This is a genomic window from Thiomonas sp. X19 (assembly GCF_900089495.1).
In the GTDB taxonomy this organism is placed as follows: domain Bacteria; phylum Pseudomonadota; class Gammaproteobacteria; order Burkholderiales; family Burkholderiaceae_C; genus Thiomonas_A.
The window spans coordinates 2,507,986-2,523,157 of the sequence record NZ_LT605203.1; the positions used below are offsets into that span (position 1 = coordinate 2,507,986).

The following is a 15,172-nucleotide window of genomic DNA, read 5'->3' on the forward strand; positions in this document are numbered from 1 at the left end:
GCCGACGAACTTGAAAAGACGTGCTCTTGAACATTGAAATCCCCTGATCGAACTTGAAGGAAAACGCACTCTCTTGAAGATCCGCTGGCAGCGCTTATTGGGCAGCCGGATGCGCCTTGGGATGGTGGGTGAACGAGAGATAGCCGGATTGCGCCAGAAGATCTTTGGCCCGATGCATATCCTTCGGATCGCCATGGACAAGCAGTAAAAAATGGCGGGCCTTCAACTCGGTTTCGTAGTGCAGTACGGCATCCTTCGGAATGCCCAGCGCACTCAGGGCGCCGAACAGCGCCCCAGCACCGCCAGCGAAGACCGCGCCCTCCACGCCGCCGACCACTCCGCCCGTCAAGGTTGAAACCAGGGCTGCGGCAAAAGGACCAAGGGCCACAATGGGCCCGACCGTCGGGACCACGACGAATACAACACCGAGCAACAGGCCAGCCATGCCACCCCAGAAGGCACCAAGTTTTCCAAAGAATTTGGCACGATCCCCGGCGTTGAAGAACCCGACCACATGCTCTTTTGTTTCGTAGTCGCGCCCCGCGATGGACAGCTTTTTCATGTCGAACCCTGCGTGCTGCAGGGCTTTGACGGCATCTTCAGCCTTGATGTGGGAATCATAAACAGCAACGGCGATGTCTTGGGTTGGGGTCATGATCATTCCTCAATTCGATGAACGTGAAAGGTGGGCCGTGTCGCAACAAGTCCCGCGCCATCAGCGGCGCCGGCCTTGCAGAAAAGACAGGATTTGCAACAAGGATAGAAAAATATTGAGCACGTCGAGATAGAGCGAAACCGTGATGAAAATCGGGTTGGTCTCACCACCGCGCACCAGGCGGCTGGTATCGACCAGGGTGTAGCCACTGAAGATGAACAGCGCCGCACTGGCCACGGTCAGTTGCAGGGCTGGCATTTGCAAGAAGAAATTGGCGATGCCAGCAAGAATCACGATGATCAAGCCGACGAACAGGAAGCCGCCCATGAAGCTGAAATCCCGTTTGGAGATCCAGGCATAAAGCGACAGTCCACCAAAAATTGCAGCCGTGCCGATTGCCGACTCGGCCACGATCAAGGGGCCGTTCGACAATTGCAGGGTGACCGCCAGCATGGGGCCCAAGGAAAGACCCATGAGGCCAGTGAAGACAAAGACCAGCGGGAGGGCGAGTGGGCCTTGCTTGGCTCCCGTGAACAGAATGGCGAACAGCACACCGAACGCCAGGATCATCAGAATGAAGGGGTGCTGATACGGGAAGGCCATGCTCATGCCGAACATGGCCGCGACCGCAGTCACCACCAGCGTTGCCGCCAGGAGAGCATAGGTTTTGCGTACCAGCTCATGGGTGGCGACGGAGGCCATGGAGCCTGGAAACTCGGGCAAATAGGATGGTCGAGGCATGGTCCAACTCCATCACATGCTGTGGTCTGCGATCCGGCCCATGACAGATACCGGAACACGAGAAAACAAGTTTGTGCGGCTTCACGATGCTTGCCCTTGATGCACATCAGATAACACCCTGGGATTTTGTTGGACTTGTTTGACGATGTAACCCCGCCCACGCTTCCCATGTCGAAGTGACTCCGCGCGTGCCACCGCAGGGACGCGCCTATCAGGCATCCAGCGAAGAGCGGAAGCGCAGCACACTCACGGTGAGCAGGATCGCCGCCAGCAGGGCCATCGCAGCCAGATCGGGCCACAACACCGCAAATCCAACACCCTTGAGGAATACAGCGCGGATGATGACCAGAAAATAGCGCAGCGGGTTGATCAGTGTGAACCACTGCAGGGCCGTGGGCATGGCCGCGATCGGGAAGGCGAAACCCGAGAGAATGAACAGCGGGTTGACGAAAAAGAAGTTGAGCGCGAAAGCCTGCTGCTGCGTTTTGGAAAAGGTGGACAGCAGCAACCCGATACCGACCACCGCCAGCAGGAACAGCGTGGCGCCAGCCAGCATCACCAGCGGATCGCCAATAAATGGCACCTTGAACCAGAAGATGCCAATCGTGCTGACCAAGGCGATGTCGCCCAGTCCGATGAGAAAGAATGGCATGGTCTTGCCCAGGATGAACTCGATTGGCCGGATCGGGCTGACCATGATCTGTTCCAGCGTGCCGACCTCGCGCTCGCGCACGATGGCGAAGGCCGTCAGGCTCACCACCTGCAGCAGGGTCAAGCTGCCGATCACGCCGGGAATGAAAAACCAGCGATCCTCCAGGCCTGGATTGAACCAGGGCTGCGTTTGCAGCATGACGCCGATTTCGGGTCGAGCGAGGCTGGCGTGAGGGGGTAATAGCCTGCTGGCCTCGTCGCTGGAGAACTGCATGACAATCTGACTGATGTAGCCCAGCGCGATCAGCGCGCTGTTGGAGTTTGTGCCATCGACAATGACCTGCAGCGGTGCGCCCTTGCCGTTTTGCAGGTCGCGCTGGAAACCGGCGTGGATGACGACGGCCATCAGCGCCACGTTGTGATCGATGGCGCTCTTGACCTGGGCATCGGTTCTGGCCTCTTCGACCACGTCAAAGCGTCCCGATGCGACGAAGTGGGAGAGCAGGCTGCGGCTGGCCTGGCTCTGGTCGAGGTCGAGCACGACGGTGGCGACATGGTGCACGGTGAACGTGGCGGCGTAGCCGAACACCAGCATCTGGATGATCATCGGCACGATGAGGCGAAACATCGCCCAGCGATCACGCCGGATTTGCAAAAACTCCTTCGTCAACATCGCGGACAGGCGTTCGAACATGCCTTTAGTCCAGCCGCTTGTGGAAGGCGCGCGCTGCGAGCCAGACGATGACCACGGCGAAAATCACCAGACCCAACAGCGGTTGCCACAGGTCGATGATGCCGCTGCCTTTCAGAAAAATGCCGCGCAGGATGGTGACGTAGTAGCGCGGATAGACGATGAGCGTGAGCGCCTGGATCGGGGTCGGCATCTGATCGATCGGGAAGGTATAGCCCGACAGCAGCGTGGTTGGCAACAGGGTCACGAGCAGGGCAATCTGACTGGCGCCGAGTTGGCTGCGGACACGTACCGAAATCAGGTAGCCGATGCCGAGGATCACCAGGCTGAATAGCGCGGTCGCGGCAAACAGGGTGAGCAAGCTGCCGCGAAAGGGCACGCCGAACCAGAACACGGCCAAGCCCAGGCAGACGGCCGCATCCACCATGCCGACGACGAAATAGGGAATGAGCTTGCCCAGCATGACCTCCAGCGCCATCACCGGGGTGGAGATCAACTGCTCCATGGTGCCGCGTTCCCATTCGCGCGAAACAGTCAGCGAGGTCAGTTGCGCGCCCACCAGGGCGAGAATGACGGCCACCACGCCCGGAATGATGAAATTGCGACTGTCGAGCGTTTCGTTGAACCAGGTACTCGACTGCAGCTCAACCTGGCCGAGCAGCGAAGGCTGCACGCCGTGCGCGGCGGCCCACTGCGTCTGGACCTGCGCATTGACCTGCGCCACCGCGCCCTGGATATAACCCAGTGCAATATTGGTGGTGTTGACATCGGTGGCATCGAATACCGCTTGCACGTTGGCGGCCCCGGTCGTGGCCAGCGTGCGCGAGAAGTTGACCGGGATGACCACCGCCGCGATGCATGCGCCAGTGTTCATCGCATCGCGGATGCCAGCCTGACTGTGCAGCACCTTGCTGATGGAAAACCAGCCGGCGGCGTCGAATGCGCTGACGATGGATCGGCTGATCTGGCTGTTTTCCTGGTCGTCAATGCACATCGGCACATGCTTGATGTCCAGGCTCACGCCATAGCCGAGCAGGCCCATCTGCATCAACGGCATGATCAGCGCGATGGCCAGACTGCGCGGATCGCGCCAGATCTGCAGCGTTTCCTTGTAGGCCATGGCCAGCAGGCGGCGCAGGTTCATGCCGCGTTCCTTGCGTCCTGCCCATGCGACACCAGGCGCACGAACACGTCTTCCAGGCTGGGCAGCACCTTGCGCGTCTGTCCCGTCTGGATGCCATGCTGGGCCAGAAACGCCGGCAGCGTGTCGAGGGCGAGGCCTTCTGACGCCAGCACCACGTGCAGCTTGTCGCCGAAGATGGCCGCTTCGACCACGCCCGGGGCACCCGTCAGCACCTTGAGGGCTGCGCCCAGCGGGCTGCAGGTGACCTCGAGCAGGTCTCCACCCAGGCCATGTGCGCGCAACTCGCCAGGACTGCCCATGGCCACCAGCTTGCCGCGGTCGATCAGGGCGATGCGGTTGCAGTATTCAGCCTCGTCCATGTAGTGGGTGGACACCAGGATGGTGACACCACCGCCAGCGAGCTGGTGAATCAGATCCCAGAACATGCGCCGCGCCGCGGGTTCCACGCCCGAGGTCGGCTCATCGAGGAACAGGACCGGCGGACGATGCAGGATGGCGCAGCCCAGTGCCAGGCGCTGCTTCCAGCCACCCGCGAGCGTCGCCACCCGTGCATCGTTTTGACCCTTCAGTCCGGCCATGGACAGAGCGAACGCCATGCGTTCGGGCAGCTCGTGTCGCGGCACGTGGTAGATGCCACCGAAAAAGCGCAGGTTCTCGCGTACCGTCAGATCGTCGTAGAGCGAGAATTTCTGTGACATGTAACCGATGTGCTCGCGCACCGCTTGCGACTGACTGCCGACATCAAACCCGGCCACCGTGGCGCCGCCCGCGCTGGGTGTGAGCAGGCCGCAAAACATGCGGATGGCGGTGGACTTGCCGGCACCGTTCGGTCCAATGAAACCCATCACCTCGCCGCGGGCGATGGACAAGTCAAGATGGTCTACCGCGGTGAACGTGCCGAAACGCTTGGTCAGACCATGTGCGGCGACCGCCGCTTGAATGGTGGCATTCATGCTTGCGGCGCCCCCAGCAATGCCACGAAGACATCCTCGATTCCCGGCTCGGTGGGTTCGATCTGCGCATCCGGCACGCCTTGCGCCGCCAGCAGCATGCGCAGTTCGGGGATGCGGCGGCCGGTATCGTCCACTCGTACATGGACTCGGTCACCCATCAGCAGCACGCCCAATACGCCAGGCCGGCCTGCCAAGGCGTCCCGCAGAGCGCGCGGCTGCGCCGCGGTGATGGCCAACAGCGCGCCGGGCATGGAGGCCTTGAGCCGCGCCGGCGTGTCGCAATGGCGGATTTCACCTTCGTGGAACAGCGCCAGACGCGAACAACGTTCAGCCTCGTCCATGTAGGCGGTCGCCATGAGGATGGCCACGCCGCTTTCGCGCATGTTGTAGAGGATGGCCCAGAAGTCGCGCCGCGAAACCGGATCGACGCCCGTGGTGGGCTCGTCGAGCAGCAGCACGCGCGGCGTGTGGATCAGCGCACAGATCAGGCCGAGTTTCTGCTTCATTCCACCCGAGAGCTGCCCGGCCAGCCTGCGCTCGAACCCCGCCAGGCCGGCAGCGTGCAACAGTTCCTGGCTGCGCGCCAGGCGCTGCTTGCGCGGCACGCCGAACAGCTCGGCATAGAAAAAAATGTTTTCGGCGATGGTCAGGTCGTCGTACAGCCCGAAGCGCTGCGGCATATAGCTCAGGTGTAGTTTGGCGGCCTCGGGCTCGGCGGCCACATCGATCCCATCGACCAGGACGCCGCCCGCATCCGGGCGCAGCACACCGGCGAGCATGCGCATGGTGGTGGTTTTGCCTGCGCCGTCGGGGCCGACCAGGCCGAAGATCTCGCCCGGCTCCACGCTGAATTCAATGCCGCGAACTGCATGCACCGGACCGAAGCTTTTGCTCAACGCGCGCACCTGCACGGCGAACTCGACCGCGTTCGCGCTCATTTTCCGGCAGGCAGCAAGATGATCGAGGCTTCGGCCGGCATGCCCGGCAGCAGTTCGTGGGTTGGGTTGTCGATGTCGATACGAACGCGGTAGACCAGTGTTACCCGCTCGGCGTGGGTTTCCACCGTCTTGGGCGTGAACTCAGCCTGCGAGGCGATGAAACCGATACGTCCGTGATAGACATGACCGGGATAGGTGTCGGTGGTCACAGCAGCCGCTTCGCCCAGGCGCACGCCGCCGAGATCCTGCTCGTTGACGTAGGCGCGCAACCAGACATGGTTCAGATCGTCGAGCGTGAAGATGGCCACGCCGGGTCCGGCCATCTCGCCCAGTTCGGCCTGCCGCACCGCGAGCACGCCGCTGAACGGCGCCTTGAGCGTGGTGTGCGCCAAAGTGATGCGGTCCAGCGCCACCTTGGCCTGCGCGGTTTTGAGGTTGGCCTCGGCCAAACTGATGTTGTTCGCCGCGACATTGATCAGGGCTTCGTCGCGCGCCAGCACAGCAGCCGACTGGCCCGCTGCAGTTACGGCCAAATCGTAGGTCTGGCGCGAAACGGAACCGGATAGGAGTTGCGCCGCGTCGCGCGCCAGGTCGCGCCGCTTTTCGGCCAGGTCCAGCCTGTCGCTCGTCACCGTGCTTTGGGCGGCAGCCAAGTTGCTGCGGTTGACGGACACCTGTCGGGAAGACGCGTCGAGCGCCGCCTCGTCGATGGCCAGCTGCTGCCGGTAGACGCTGTCGTCGGCCCGCGCCAGCACTGTGCCTGCCTGGACGAATTTCCCTTCGTCGAAAGGCAGTTCGGTAATCGTCGCCTGCACATTGGTGAAGCTCAGTACGCTTTGGTGCGCCTCGATATTGCCCGACACGACGATGCGATTCGGCGCCTGCGCCGGACCGAACACGAATTCGCGGGCGGGTGCCCACAGCCAGAGCAGGAGGCTGAGCACGGCCAGGACCACGACAAGTCCGGTGAATGCCAAGCGGCGACTGGACAGCATGATGGCGATTCCGCGATGTTGATTTCGCTTCAGTTGCCCGACGAACCCGGCCCATGAACGATCAGCACCGGCGCCCGGGACAAGCGAGCCACCCCTTCGGCCACACTGCCCAGGAAAAAGTGGCTCAAGCCACGATAGCCATGGCTACCCAACACGACGAGATCGGCCGCTACTTCCTGCGCCCGCTGCGTCAGAACTTCGGCGGGTCTGTTGCCCACCACGCCGGTTTCCAGCAAGCTGGTCGTTGCCGGCACACTGGCTTGCCGGGCCAGATCCAGGGCGCGATTGAGCAAGATCTGGCCCTGCTCCCGGTAAGTGTCCAAAATATCGGGCATGGCCCAGGTCATGTCCAGAATATCGATCACATGGGCAATATGGAGCTGCGCACCTTGATCCTTGGCGAGACGAATGGCGTGTCGCAGAGCTACATCGGAGACCTGGCTGCTGTCAATGGCGACAAAAATATGGGTGTACATGGCGTTGGGCTTCGGTTTTGCAACGCACGATATGAAACGGTGAATGTGTGTGAAGTTTGCGCGCACAGGCAGTCATCGCCCTTGATCTGCGTCAGGCCCGCTGGTCGCAGCTCCATCCGTTGGCCGCCGAGTGTCAGCGCAACAAAATGGGCTCACCCATGCCCGGGATCTGCCAGGAAAGTTGCCGGGTTTGCAGTTGTTCGCTGAAAACCTTCATGCCGCGGTCTGCGTCGCCGTGCACCAGAAACACCTTGCGCGGCTTGCCGCAGCGCGCAAGCCAGCCGAGCAACTCGGCCTGCCCGGCATGCGCGGAAAAACCGTTGATGGTGTGGATGCGGGCGCGCACCCGGATGTCTTCGTCGAACAGGCGCACATGCTTTGCACCGTCGATGATCAGCCGTGCCAGCGTACCCTGCGCGGCATAGCCGACGAAGATCACGCTGGCTGCGGCGTTCCACAGATTGTGGCGCAGATGGTGGCGCACGCGCCCGCCGGTGGCCATACCGGAGCCGGCCATGATCACGGCGCCGCCGCGGATCTGGTTGATGGCCATGGACTCGGACGCATCTCGCGTCATGCGCAGCCCGGGCAGTGCGAAAGGATCGGCATCGCGCAGGCGTTGGATGAAGCTCGCCCGCATGGCTTCGGGGTAGCGTGAGAAGATTTCGGTGGCGGAAATGGCCATCGGCGAATCCAGAAACACGCCCAGGTGGCACGGCAGCATGCCACGCTCCATGCCTTCAGACAGAGTGTTGAGGACTTCCTGCGCACGCTCCAGCGCGAAGGTGGGGATGACCACATTACCGCCGCGAACTTGTGTGGCGGAAATGGCGTCGATCAGTTCGAGGGTCGACGCGCCCCAGGGCCGGTGGTCGCGGTCGCCATACGTGGTTTCCATCACGACATAGTCGGGCGGGGCGGGCGGGGCTTGCGGGTCGTCCAGCAAGGGGCGGCCAGGATTGCCGATGTCCCCGGAAAAATACACGGTGCGGGTCGAGCCGCCGTCTTCCAGTTCGAGGAAGATCGAGGCCGAGCCGAGAATGTGCCCGGCATTCATGAAGGTGGCATGCACACCCGGGGCTACGCCCATGCGCTGGCCATAGCTTGCCGCGCCGTCGAAAAAATCCATGCTGTGGAATGCGTCAGCCAGGGTGTAGAGCGGGCTTGGCGCATGCTCTTCCCCGCGGTGCCTGGCGTGGCGCTCGGCGCGGCGAGCGTCCTCTTCCTGCAGCCCGGCTGAGTCGGCCAGCACCAGGTGGGTCAGTTCGCGCGTGGGCGGAGTGGCGATGATGCGCCCGCGAAAGCCCCGCTTCACCAGCAGCGGGATGCGCCCGCAGTGGTCGAGGTGGGCGTGGGTGAGCAACAGCACGTCGATTGAGGCCGGGTCGAAGCCGAACTCGGCAGCATTTTCCTCGGCGAGTTCGCGCCCACCCTGGAACAGCCCGCAATCGACCAGCACGCTCGCCTGATCGGTTTCGATCAAATGGCAAGACCCGGTCACCTGCTTGGCGGCACCGTGGCAAGACAGGCGAATCATGCTCGCTCTCCCGGGATGGTCGAGGATGCGCCCGCTGCAGCGGGCGCAGACTGGCTGCAACCACGTGACGTCATTTCGAGCACACCCTGTGCCAGGTCTTCATCGAGAGGGATGATCTCGACTCCCGGGGCATCGATGCCGTCTGCCGTGTCAGCGCACACGACGCGCGCCGCGCCCGCCGCGCGAATGGCGGCCAGCGCGTTGTCGGCGAACAGCCCATGCACGGCCAAGCAAATCGCGGGCGGCGCGTGCTGTTCGCGCAAGTGATTCAGCGCTGCCACCAGGGTGCGGCCCGAGCTGACGATGTCGTCGATCAGCACCGGTGTGCGTCCGAGGTGCAGGTGCAGATCGGGGATGGTCGAGCGCACGTCCTCGTCGCCCAACCGGGTTTTGCTCACCACCACAACCGGCGCGCCGACGCGGGCGGCAACGTCGGCCGCCCATTGCGCACTTTCGCCGTCCGGGCCGACGATCAGAGGCCGGTCCACATGGGCCTGAATCCACGCCGCCATGCGCGCAGCCGCGTGCAGCGCGCGGCTGCGCAGCGCATAAATCTCCGACAGATCGTGGATGCGGTGCAGGTGTGGATCAACCGTGAGCAGCCAGTCAAAGTGCGCCGAAAGCAGCCGAGCATACACACGCGCCGACACCGCCTCGCCAGGCATGAAGCGTCTGTCCTGCCGCAGATAGGCGAGATAGGGCGTCACCAACCCCACCTGTGTCGCGCCCAGATCGCGCAAGGTGCTGGCGGCCATCAGCAGCGGCACGGTCTTCGAGTCAGGGGCATTGAGAGTGCACACCAGCACCGCTTGGCCGCCGGGTGCCGGAGCCTGTACCTGGACGAGGTTTTCACCATCGGGAAAGCGGTGGACGTTGCAGGCAGCCACCTGCACCTCGACCCGCCCGCCCAGGGCACGGGCGATGGCAGCGGCGCGCGCTTCATTGCCGGGCATGGGGTAGAGCGTGAGCGCTGTCATGGTTCAGTTCTCCAGATGGATGATGGCTGGGTGGCTGCGTACGAATTCCAACGCGTAATCAAGCTCGCCCTGCGACTCGGCATGCAGCACGAACAGCAGCTGGCCACGCTCGGCGCGGGCTCCCAGATGCACATTGAGCCAAAGCCCGGCGGTCTTCGCGTGCGGTGCGCCAGCGAGTTTGGCCGCGCGAGCCAGCAGCCGATTGTCGATACGCGCCACCCGCCCGATGCGTTCAGCAAGCACGGGATGCTGAAATGGCGCCACGCCCGGCTCGCGAAACCCGCCCTGCGCCTGGCATATGGCCTGAAACTTGTGCCATGCACGGCCATCAGCAAGAGCGGCTGCGGCGATGTCATGCGCTGCCTGGCCTTGGGCGAGGCCGCCGAGTTCCACAACTGCGGCGGCGACTTGCAGGGCACGTTGGCGCAGATCGTCTGGCGCTCCGGGATCGTTGCGCAGCACCGCGATCACGTCGCGCGCCTCCAGCGCCGGGCCGACGCCGCGACCCACGGGCTGGCTGCCATCGGAAATCAGCCCATGCAGGGTCAGGCCGATGGCGTGAGCCGTGCGCTGCAATGCCAGCAACAGGGACTGCGCCTCGGCCTGACTGCGCACCTTGGCGGTGGGGCCTGTGGGAATGTCGATCACCACATGGGTGGAGCCCGCTGCGGCCTTTTTCGACAGCACGGAGGCAACGAGCTGACCCTCGCTGTCGAGGTCGAGGGTGCGCTCGACGCGGATGAGCAGATCGTCGGCCGGGCTCATGTTCATCGCTCCGCCCCAGACCATGCAGCCGCCCTCGGTTTCGACCACGCGGCGCATCGCCTCCAGGCTCAGGTCGACGCGGGTGAATGTCTCTACCGTGTCCGCTGTGCCCGCCGGCGAGGTGATGGCGCGCGAACTGGTCTTGGGCATGATGAGCCCAAGGCTGGTGGCGATGGACACCACGATGGGCGTGGTGCGGTTGCCGGGCAAACCACCGATGCAGTGCTTGTCCACCACCACCGGCTGTGACCAGCTCATGCGGCTCCCGGCATGCACCATCGCGCGGGTGAGGCTGGTGACTTCACCCGTGTTCATGCGTCCGTCCGCGCAGGCCACCAGAAAGGCTGCGATTTCCACGTTCGACAAACGCCCACCGACCACCTCGCCGATGATGGCGTCAAACTGGTTTTCACTCAGGCGTTGGCCGAAAATCTTGCTGCGCACATGACTCATGCTGTCGCTGGCCCGGGCGAAGCGAAAGCGCAGCACCTCGTCGCCGGTCGGCAAGAGACGCCGCCACGCGGCTTCCGACAGCCCCACTTCGTCCGGTCCAATCAGGTTGCCTTCCGTGAGGATGTTGAGCGTGGCGATGATGGAGCGCTGCGCCCCCAGCACCTCGATGCGCGCATGCGCCTCAAAACCTTCGGCGCGTACCACCGGTGAGTCGGCGCGCAGCACGACCACCGGTTCGTGATGGGTGTCGATACCCATGCGTTTGGGGCGCAGAGAAAACGCAGCGCCAGGATCTGCCGAGGGCTGGGTTGGCGAGGGAGTAGCCGGTTCGGTCATGATGGATGCGCTCCTTCCCCGCTTGCAGGGAAGGCCGGTCGAGGAAAACGCCAGTCGCGAACTTCTGGCAGATCTTCGAACCAGGTGCGAATGTGCAGGGCGTGCGCAGTCAGTTGCGCGCTGCAATGCCTGCGCAGCGCATCGGCCGTGGCGTCATCGCGGCCAGCCAGATCCAGCGCCTGCGCGGCCAGGTCGAAGCGGCTGATACGGTTGCGCACGACCATGTCGAAGGGTGTGGTGGTCGTGCCTTCCTCGCGGTAACCCTCTGCCTGGAAACGCTGAGGATGAGTTCGCCGGTGGACCAACCCGTCGATCACATGCGGGTAGCCGTGGAAGGCGAACAGCACTGGGCGGTCGACGGTGAATAGCGCGTCGAACTCGGCTTCTGGCAGGCCGTCCAGGTGATCCAGCGGTGACGCCAACGCAAGCAGATTCACCACATTGACCACGCGAAATGCCAAGTCGGGCACGTGGCGGCGCAGCAAGTCTGCGGCAGCGAGCAACTCGAGCATGGGCACGTCACCGGCCGCTGCCAGCACGACGGCGGGCTCGTCGGCCGCGCCGCCTTCGGCCCAGCGCCAGCGTCCTGCCCCCGTCGCGCAGTGCGAGATTGCATCGGCCAACTCCAGCCATTGCGGCATGGGCTGCTTGCCGGCGACGATCACGTTCACGCGATCACTGCTGGCAAAAGCATGCTGCGCGACCGCGAGCAGACAGTTGGCATCAGGCGCCAGATACACCCGCACATGGCGGTGCTTGCGATTGAGCACGTTGTCGATGAACCCCGGCCCCTGGTGGCTGTAGCCGTTGTGGTCCTGCCGCCATGTGTGCGAGGTCAGCAGGATGTTCAGTGCCGGAAGTGGCCTGCGCCACGGCACTTCGGCAGCCGCCTTGAGCCACTTCACATGCTGGTTGACCATGCTGTCGACGATTGGGGCGAACGCCTCGTAGCAGGCGAACAGACCATGTCTTCCGGACAGCACATAGCCTTCGAGCCAGCCCTCGCAGCAATGCTCGGATAGCACTTCGAGCACGCGGCCGTCGGCGCTCAGGTGGTCGTCGTCTGGGCGGATGGACTGCAGCGTGCAACGCTGCGTGACCTCAAACACCGCATCCAGCCGGTTCGACACCAGTTCGTCCGGACTGAACACACGCAAATTGGCGCTGCCCGCGTTGGCCCGCAGTGCATCGCGCAGCCAGGTGCCGAGTGCGCGCGTGCTCTCGGCGTCCTCAGCCCCTGGCGCGGCGACCGGCAGCGCCAGGGCGTCGAGCACGGGCAGTTGCAGGTCGATCCGCACCCGCCCGCCATCGGCATGTGGGCAGTTGCCAGGCAAAAGCCGTTCGGATGGCAAGCCGGCAAGCAAATCCGGCTGTGGGCGGCCCTGCGCGTCGAACAGTTCGTCGGGCCGGTAGCTGCGCAGCCAGGCTTCGAGCTGGGCGAGTTGGGTGGCGTCACTGCGCGCACGCGGCAGTGGCACCTGGTGAGCGCGAAAACTGCCTTCCATTGGCAAGCCGTCCACTTCGCGCGGGCCGGTCCAGCCCTTGGGGGTGCGGAGCACGAGCAGCGGCCAGTCAGGTGTGGTGCGGCCTGATCGACCACTCGAAGCGAGATCCTCGCGCCAGTCGTGCTGAATGGCGTGGATATGCGCGAAGGCCGCGTCCATCGCCCCGGCGAGCTCGCGGTGAACGGCTGCGGGGTCGTCGGTCTCCACGATCAGCACGCGCCAGCCCAGGCCGCTGAAATGCCGGTCGATTTGCGTATCGCCCATGCGTCCGAACACCGTGGGTGCGGCGATTCGGTAACCGTTCAAGTGCAGCACCGGCAGCACTGCGCCATCGCGCACCGGGTTGATGATGTGCAGTGACTTCCATGCGGCGGCAGCCGGGCCGGTTTCGGCCTCGCCGTCACCCACCACGGCCAGCGCCAGCAGGTCGGGGTTGTCGAACACCGCACCGACTGCATGCAGCAGCCCGTAGCCCAACTCGCCGCCTTCGTGCAGCGAACCAGGGATATGCGGCCCCACATGGCTGGCTATCCCGCCAGGGACGGAAAATTCGCGGCACAGCCTGTGCAGGCCTAATCCATCGCGGGTCAACTCCTGCCGCACTGCGCCGTAACTGCCTTCCAACCATGCATTCGCAAGTACTGCCGGCGCACCGTGCCCTGGCCCAGCCACAAACAGCGGCTGCATGCCATGCGAACGAACCGCGCGCAGCAGATGAGCGTAGAGCAGATTCAGTCCCGGACTCGTACCCCAGTGACCGAGCAACCGCGGCTTAATGTGTGAGAACGACAAGGGCTCATGCAACAGCACGTTGTCCAGCAGAAAAATCTGCGCGCAGGCGATGTAGTTGGTTGCCCGCCACCAGCGGTCAAGCCAGGCGACTTGGGTTTGCGCAAGTCGGGCTTTGGTTCTGCTTGCCATACCCTTTCTCCCTGCTTGACGTCGTCAGCGAAGCGGCGTACCAAGCTTTTCATTGTCTGGATCTGGCATGCCGGTCATCTGACGCATATCAATAAAGGCGGCGGCGCAGTTTGCCGATGGAGCGCTTTTTTTGATGATCAAGCCTGCCAGTGCTGTGGCCGACTGTCACCATTCATTGATGCGGCTGCCCACGTTTGGAGGGGGATTTTCAGGCGAGTTTCCGTTTCTCCGGAAGGTGTCCTTGTCAAAGCGTGGTCACGAACGCCTCTGGAGCCGGTCGAATCCGTGCCGCCTTGGCTGATTTGACCGTGCCGACAACCACGAAGCAAACAGCCTGCTCGTTGCCGCCAAGGCCGAACAGTGCCCGCAGCGCTTGGGAATTCATCGCCTGCCCACTCACGAGGCCCGCACCGAAGCCTTGGGCATGCACGGCCAGCAGCATGTTCTGCAGCGCGCTCCCCAACGACACCAGGCGCTCCGACACGGGAATCTCGGGATGATCATCCTGCGTGCGCGCGATGGCCAGGGCCAGGAACGGCGCGCGCTGCGCCTTGTCGCGAGCGTCCTGCAATTGCTGCGTCGACGCCGCTGGATCGCGCTCCAGCAAGGCTGCGGCAAACGCCTCTCCAAGACGCGCACGCGCCGCATCCGAAATCTGCACGAAGCGCCAAGGCAGAATCAGACCGTGATCTGGCGCCTGGGCCGCGGCATCGAACAACATCCGGATCTGCGGTGATGAGGGGCCTGGCGCCATCAAGCGCTTCGGGGAGGTTTGTTGGCGCTTGCGAAGCAGTTCGAGCGTCCAATCGATGGTGTCGATTTGATCCATATGGGTGTTCATCCAAGGGTTGCTCAAAATTCTGGCATCACAAAACCTGTTCAAAATGCCTGCCAAGGGACCATTGAAAGCTGCGGGATCGGCATCGACCACGCAACGGCCGCAAACCTTGATCGAGCCCTCCCATACGCGATGCGCGCCCACCGGCCAGGATCAAGCCCGTCAAAGCAGAGGCTGGGGTGTGGCGCGCATGCGGCGAGCCCAAACCGGCCGACGGCGTGGTCAAGGGTCTTGGGCTGGGGAGCCCATCCCGATCGATGTGCACGCTGCTTAGCCGCCGATAACAGGGGCTCGCCGCCCGTCAATCGGATCTTGCGCGCCCCAAGATCCATGCATGCACGCGCGGCACGGGTGATTTCCTCGAAACTCAACAAATCGCGATGCGCCAGGAATGCATGCTCCTTGCCGAAGACCTCCTTGGGCATGCAGTAGGTGCAGCGGAAGTTGCAACGGTCGGTGACCGAAATGCGCAGATCCTGCAGGGGACGACCCATCCGATCGGCCAGCAGCCGCGCGGGCTTCGACGCTTGCTTGGGAACGCTGGGCACGACGCTGGCGTGGCGACAGTCGGCGATGGGAATCGTTCGGCGCGCCAC

General features: G+C 63.6%; 13 protein-coding genes and 1 pseudogene. All 14 read right to left on the reverse strand.

Going from position 1 to position 15,172, the window contains the following annotated elements; all coding sequences use genetic code 11:
- Positions 1 to 94: 94 nt before the first annotated feature.
- Positions 95 to 655: a general stress protein gene (locus THIX_RS11980; protein ID WP_112488334.1), complete on the reverse strand. Its 561-nt coding sequence runs from the start codon at positions 653 to 655 to the stop codon at positions 95 to 97.
- Between the two features lie 60 nt (positions 656 to 715).
- Positions 716 to 1,396, reverse strand: a complete 681-nt coding sequence (locus THIX_RS11985) for a Bax inhibitor-1 family protein (protein WP_112486417.1) — start codon at positions 1,394 to 1,396, stop codon at positions 716 to 718.
- A 211-nt stretch (positions 1,397 to 1,607) separates the two neighbouring features.
- Positions 1,608 to 2,741, reverse strand: a complete 1,134-nt coding sequence (locus tag THIX_RS11990; RefSeq protein ID WP_112486418.1) for an ABC transporter permease — start codon at positions 2,739 to 2,741, stop codon at positions 1,608 to 1,610.
- Positions 2,742 to 2,745: 4 nt separating this feature from the next.
- Entirely contained in the window at positions 2,746 to 3,882 is a 1,137-nt protein-coding gene (locus THIX_RS11995) for an ABC transporter permease (protein WP_112486419.1), read from the reverse strand.
- The gene (locus THIX_RS12000; RefSeq protein WP_112486420.1) at positions 3,879 to 4,835 is read right to left on the reverse strand and encodes an ABC transporter ATP-binding protein; all 957 of its coding nucleotides are present in this window, start codon (positions 4,833 to 4,835) and stop codon (positions 3,879 to 3,881) included. The genes THIX_RS11995 and THIX_RS12000 overlap by 4 nt, the downstream gene beginning before the upstream one ends.
- Complete coding sequence (locus tag THIX_RS12005) at positions 4,832 to 5,773, reverse strand: ABC transporter ATP-binding protein (protein ID WP_112486421.1); 942 nt, start codon at positions 5,771 to 5,773, stop codon at positions 4,832 to 4,834. Before THIX_RS12005 ends, THIX_RS12000 begins: the two co-directional genes overlap by 4 nt.
- Positions 5,770 to 6,768, reverse strand: coding sequence for an HlyD family secretion protein (locus THIX_RS12010; RefSeq protein WP_199195283.1), 999 nt, complete (start codon positions 6,766 to 6,768; stop codon positions 5,770 to 5,772). Before THIX_RS12010 ends, THIX_RS12005 begins: the two co-directional genes overlap by 4 nt.
- A 29-nt stretch (positions 6,769 to 6,797) precedes the next feature.
- The gene (locus THIX_RS12015; RefSeq protein WP_112486422.1) at positions 6,798 to 7,244 is read right to left on the reverse strand and encodes a universal stress protein; all 447 of its coding nucleotides are present in this window, start codon (positions 7,242 to 7,244) and stop codon (positions 6,798 to 6,800) included.
- Between the two features lie 133 nt (positions 7,245 to 7,377).
- A complete protein-coding gene (locus THIX_RS12020) occupies positions 7,378 to 8,781 on the reverse strand; it encodes an MBL fold metallo-hydrolase (protein ID WP_112486423.1) in 1,404 nt (467 codons plus the stop codon).
- Positions 8,778 to 9,758, reverse strand: coding sequence for a ribose-phosphate diphosphokinase (locus THIX_RS12025; RefSeq protein WP_112486424.1), 981 nt, complete (start codon positions 9,756 to 9,758; stop codon positions 8,778 to 8,780). The genes THIX_RS12020 and THIX_RS12025 overlap by 4 nt, the downstream gene beginning before the upstream one ends.
- A gap of 3 nt (positions 9,759 to 9,761) precedes the next feature.
- The gene (locus THIX_RS12030; RefSeq protein ID WP_112486425.1) at positions 9,762 to 11,312 is read right to left on the reverse strand and encodes a thymidine phosphorylase family protein; all 1,551 of its coding nucleotides are present in this window, start codon (positions 11,310 to 11,312) and stop codon (positions 9,762 to 9,764) included.
- Complete coding sequence (locus tag THIX_RS12035) at positions 11,309 to 13,738, reverse strand: phosphoketolase (protein WP_112486426.1); 2,430 nt, start codon at positions 13,736 to 13,738, stop codon at positions 11,309 to 11,311. Before THIX_RS12035 ends, THIX_RS12030 begins: the two co-directional genes overlap by 4 nt.
- Positions 13,739 to 13,982: 244 nt before the next feature.
- Entirely contained in the window at positions 13,983 to 14,567 is a 585-nt protein-coding gene (locus THIX_RS12040; protein WP_199195284.1) for a nitroreductase, read from the reverse strand.
- A gap of 290 nt (positions 14,568 to 14,857) precedes the next feature.
- Positions 14,858 to 15,172, reverse strand: a pseudogene (locus THIX_RS24840) (radical SAM protein); the annotation flags it as partial.

Coding starts and splice junctions, on each gene's coding strand:
- THIX_RS11980 (WP_112488334.1), bottom strand. CDS start 655: ATGACCCCAACCCAAGACATCGCCGTTGCTGTTTATGATTCCCACATC.
- THIX_RS11985 (WP_112486417.1), bottom strand. CDS start 1,396: ATGCCTCGACCATCCTATTTGCCCGAGTTTCCAGGCTCCATGGCCTCC.
- THIX_RS11990 (WP_112486418.1), bottom strand. CDS start 2,741: ATGTTCGAACGCCTGTCCGCGATGTTGACGAAGGAGTTTTTGCAAATC.
- THIX_RS11995 (WP_112486419.1), bottom strand. CDS start 3,882: ATGAACCTGCGCCGCCTGCTGGCCATGGCCTACAAGGAAACGCTGCAG.
- THIX_RS12000 (WP_112486420.1), bottom strand. CDS start 4,835: ATGAATGCCACCATTCAAGCGGCGGTCGCCGCACATGGTCTGACCAAG.
- THIX_RS12005 (WP_112486421.1), bottom strand. CDS start 5,773: ATGAGCGCGAACGCGGTCGAGTTCGCCGTGCAGGTGCGCGCGTTGAGC.
- THIX_RS12010 (WP_199195283.1), bottom strand. CDS start 6,768: ATGCTGTCCAGTCGCCGCTTGGCATTCACCGGACTTGTCGTGGTCCTG.
- THIX_RS12015 (WP_112486422.1), bottom strand. CDS start 7,244: ATGTACACCCATATTTTTGTCGCCATTGACAGCAGCCAGGTCTCCGAT.
- THIX_RS12020 (WP_112486423.1), bottom strand. CDS start 8,781: ATGATTCGCCTGTCTTGCCACGGTGCCGCCAAGCAGGTGACCGGGTCT.
- THIX_RS12025 (WP_112486424.1), bottom strand. CDS start 9,758: ATGACAGCGCTCACGCTCTACCCCATGCCCGGCAATGAAGCGCGCGCC.
- THIX_RS12030 (WP_112486425.1), bottom strand. CDS start 11,312: ATGACCGAACCGGCTACTCCCTCGCCAACCCAGCCCTCGGCAGATCCT.
- THIX_RS12035 (WP_112486426.1), bottom strand. CDS start 13,738: ATGGCAAGCAGAACCAAAGCCCGACTTGCGCAAACCCAAGTCGCCTGG.
- THIX_RS12040 (WP_199195284.1), bottom strand. CDS start 14,567: ATGGATCAAATCGACACCATCGATTGGACGCTCGAACTGCTTCGCAAG.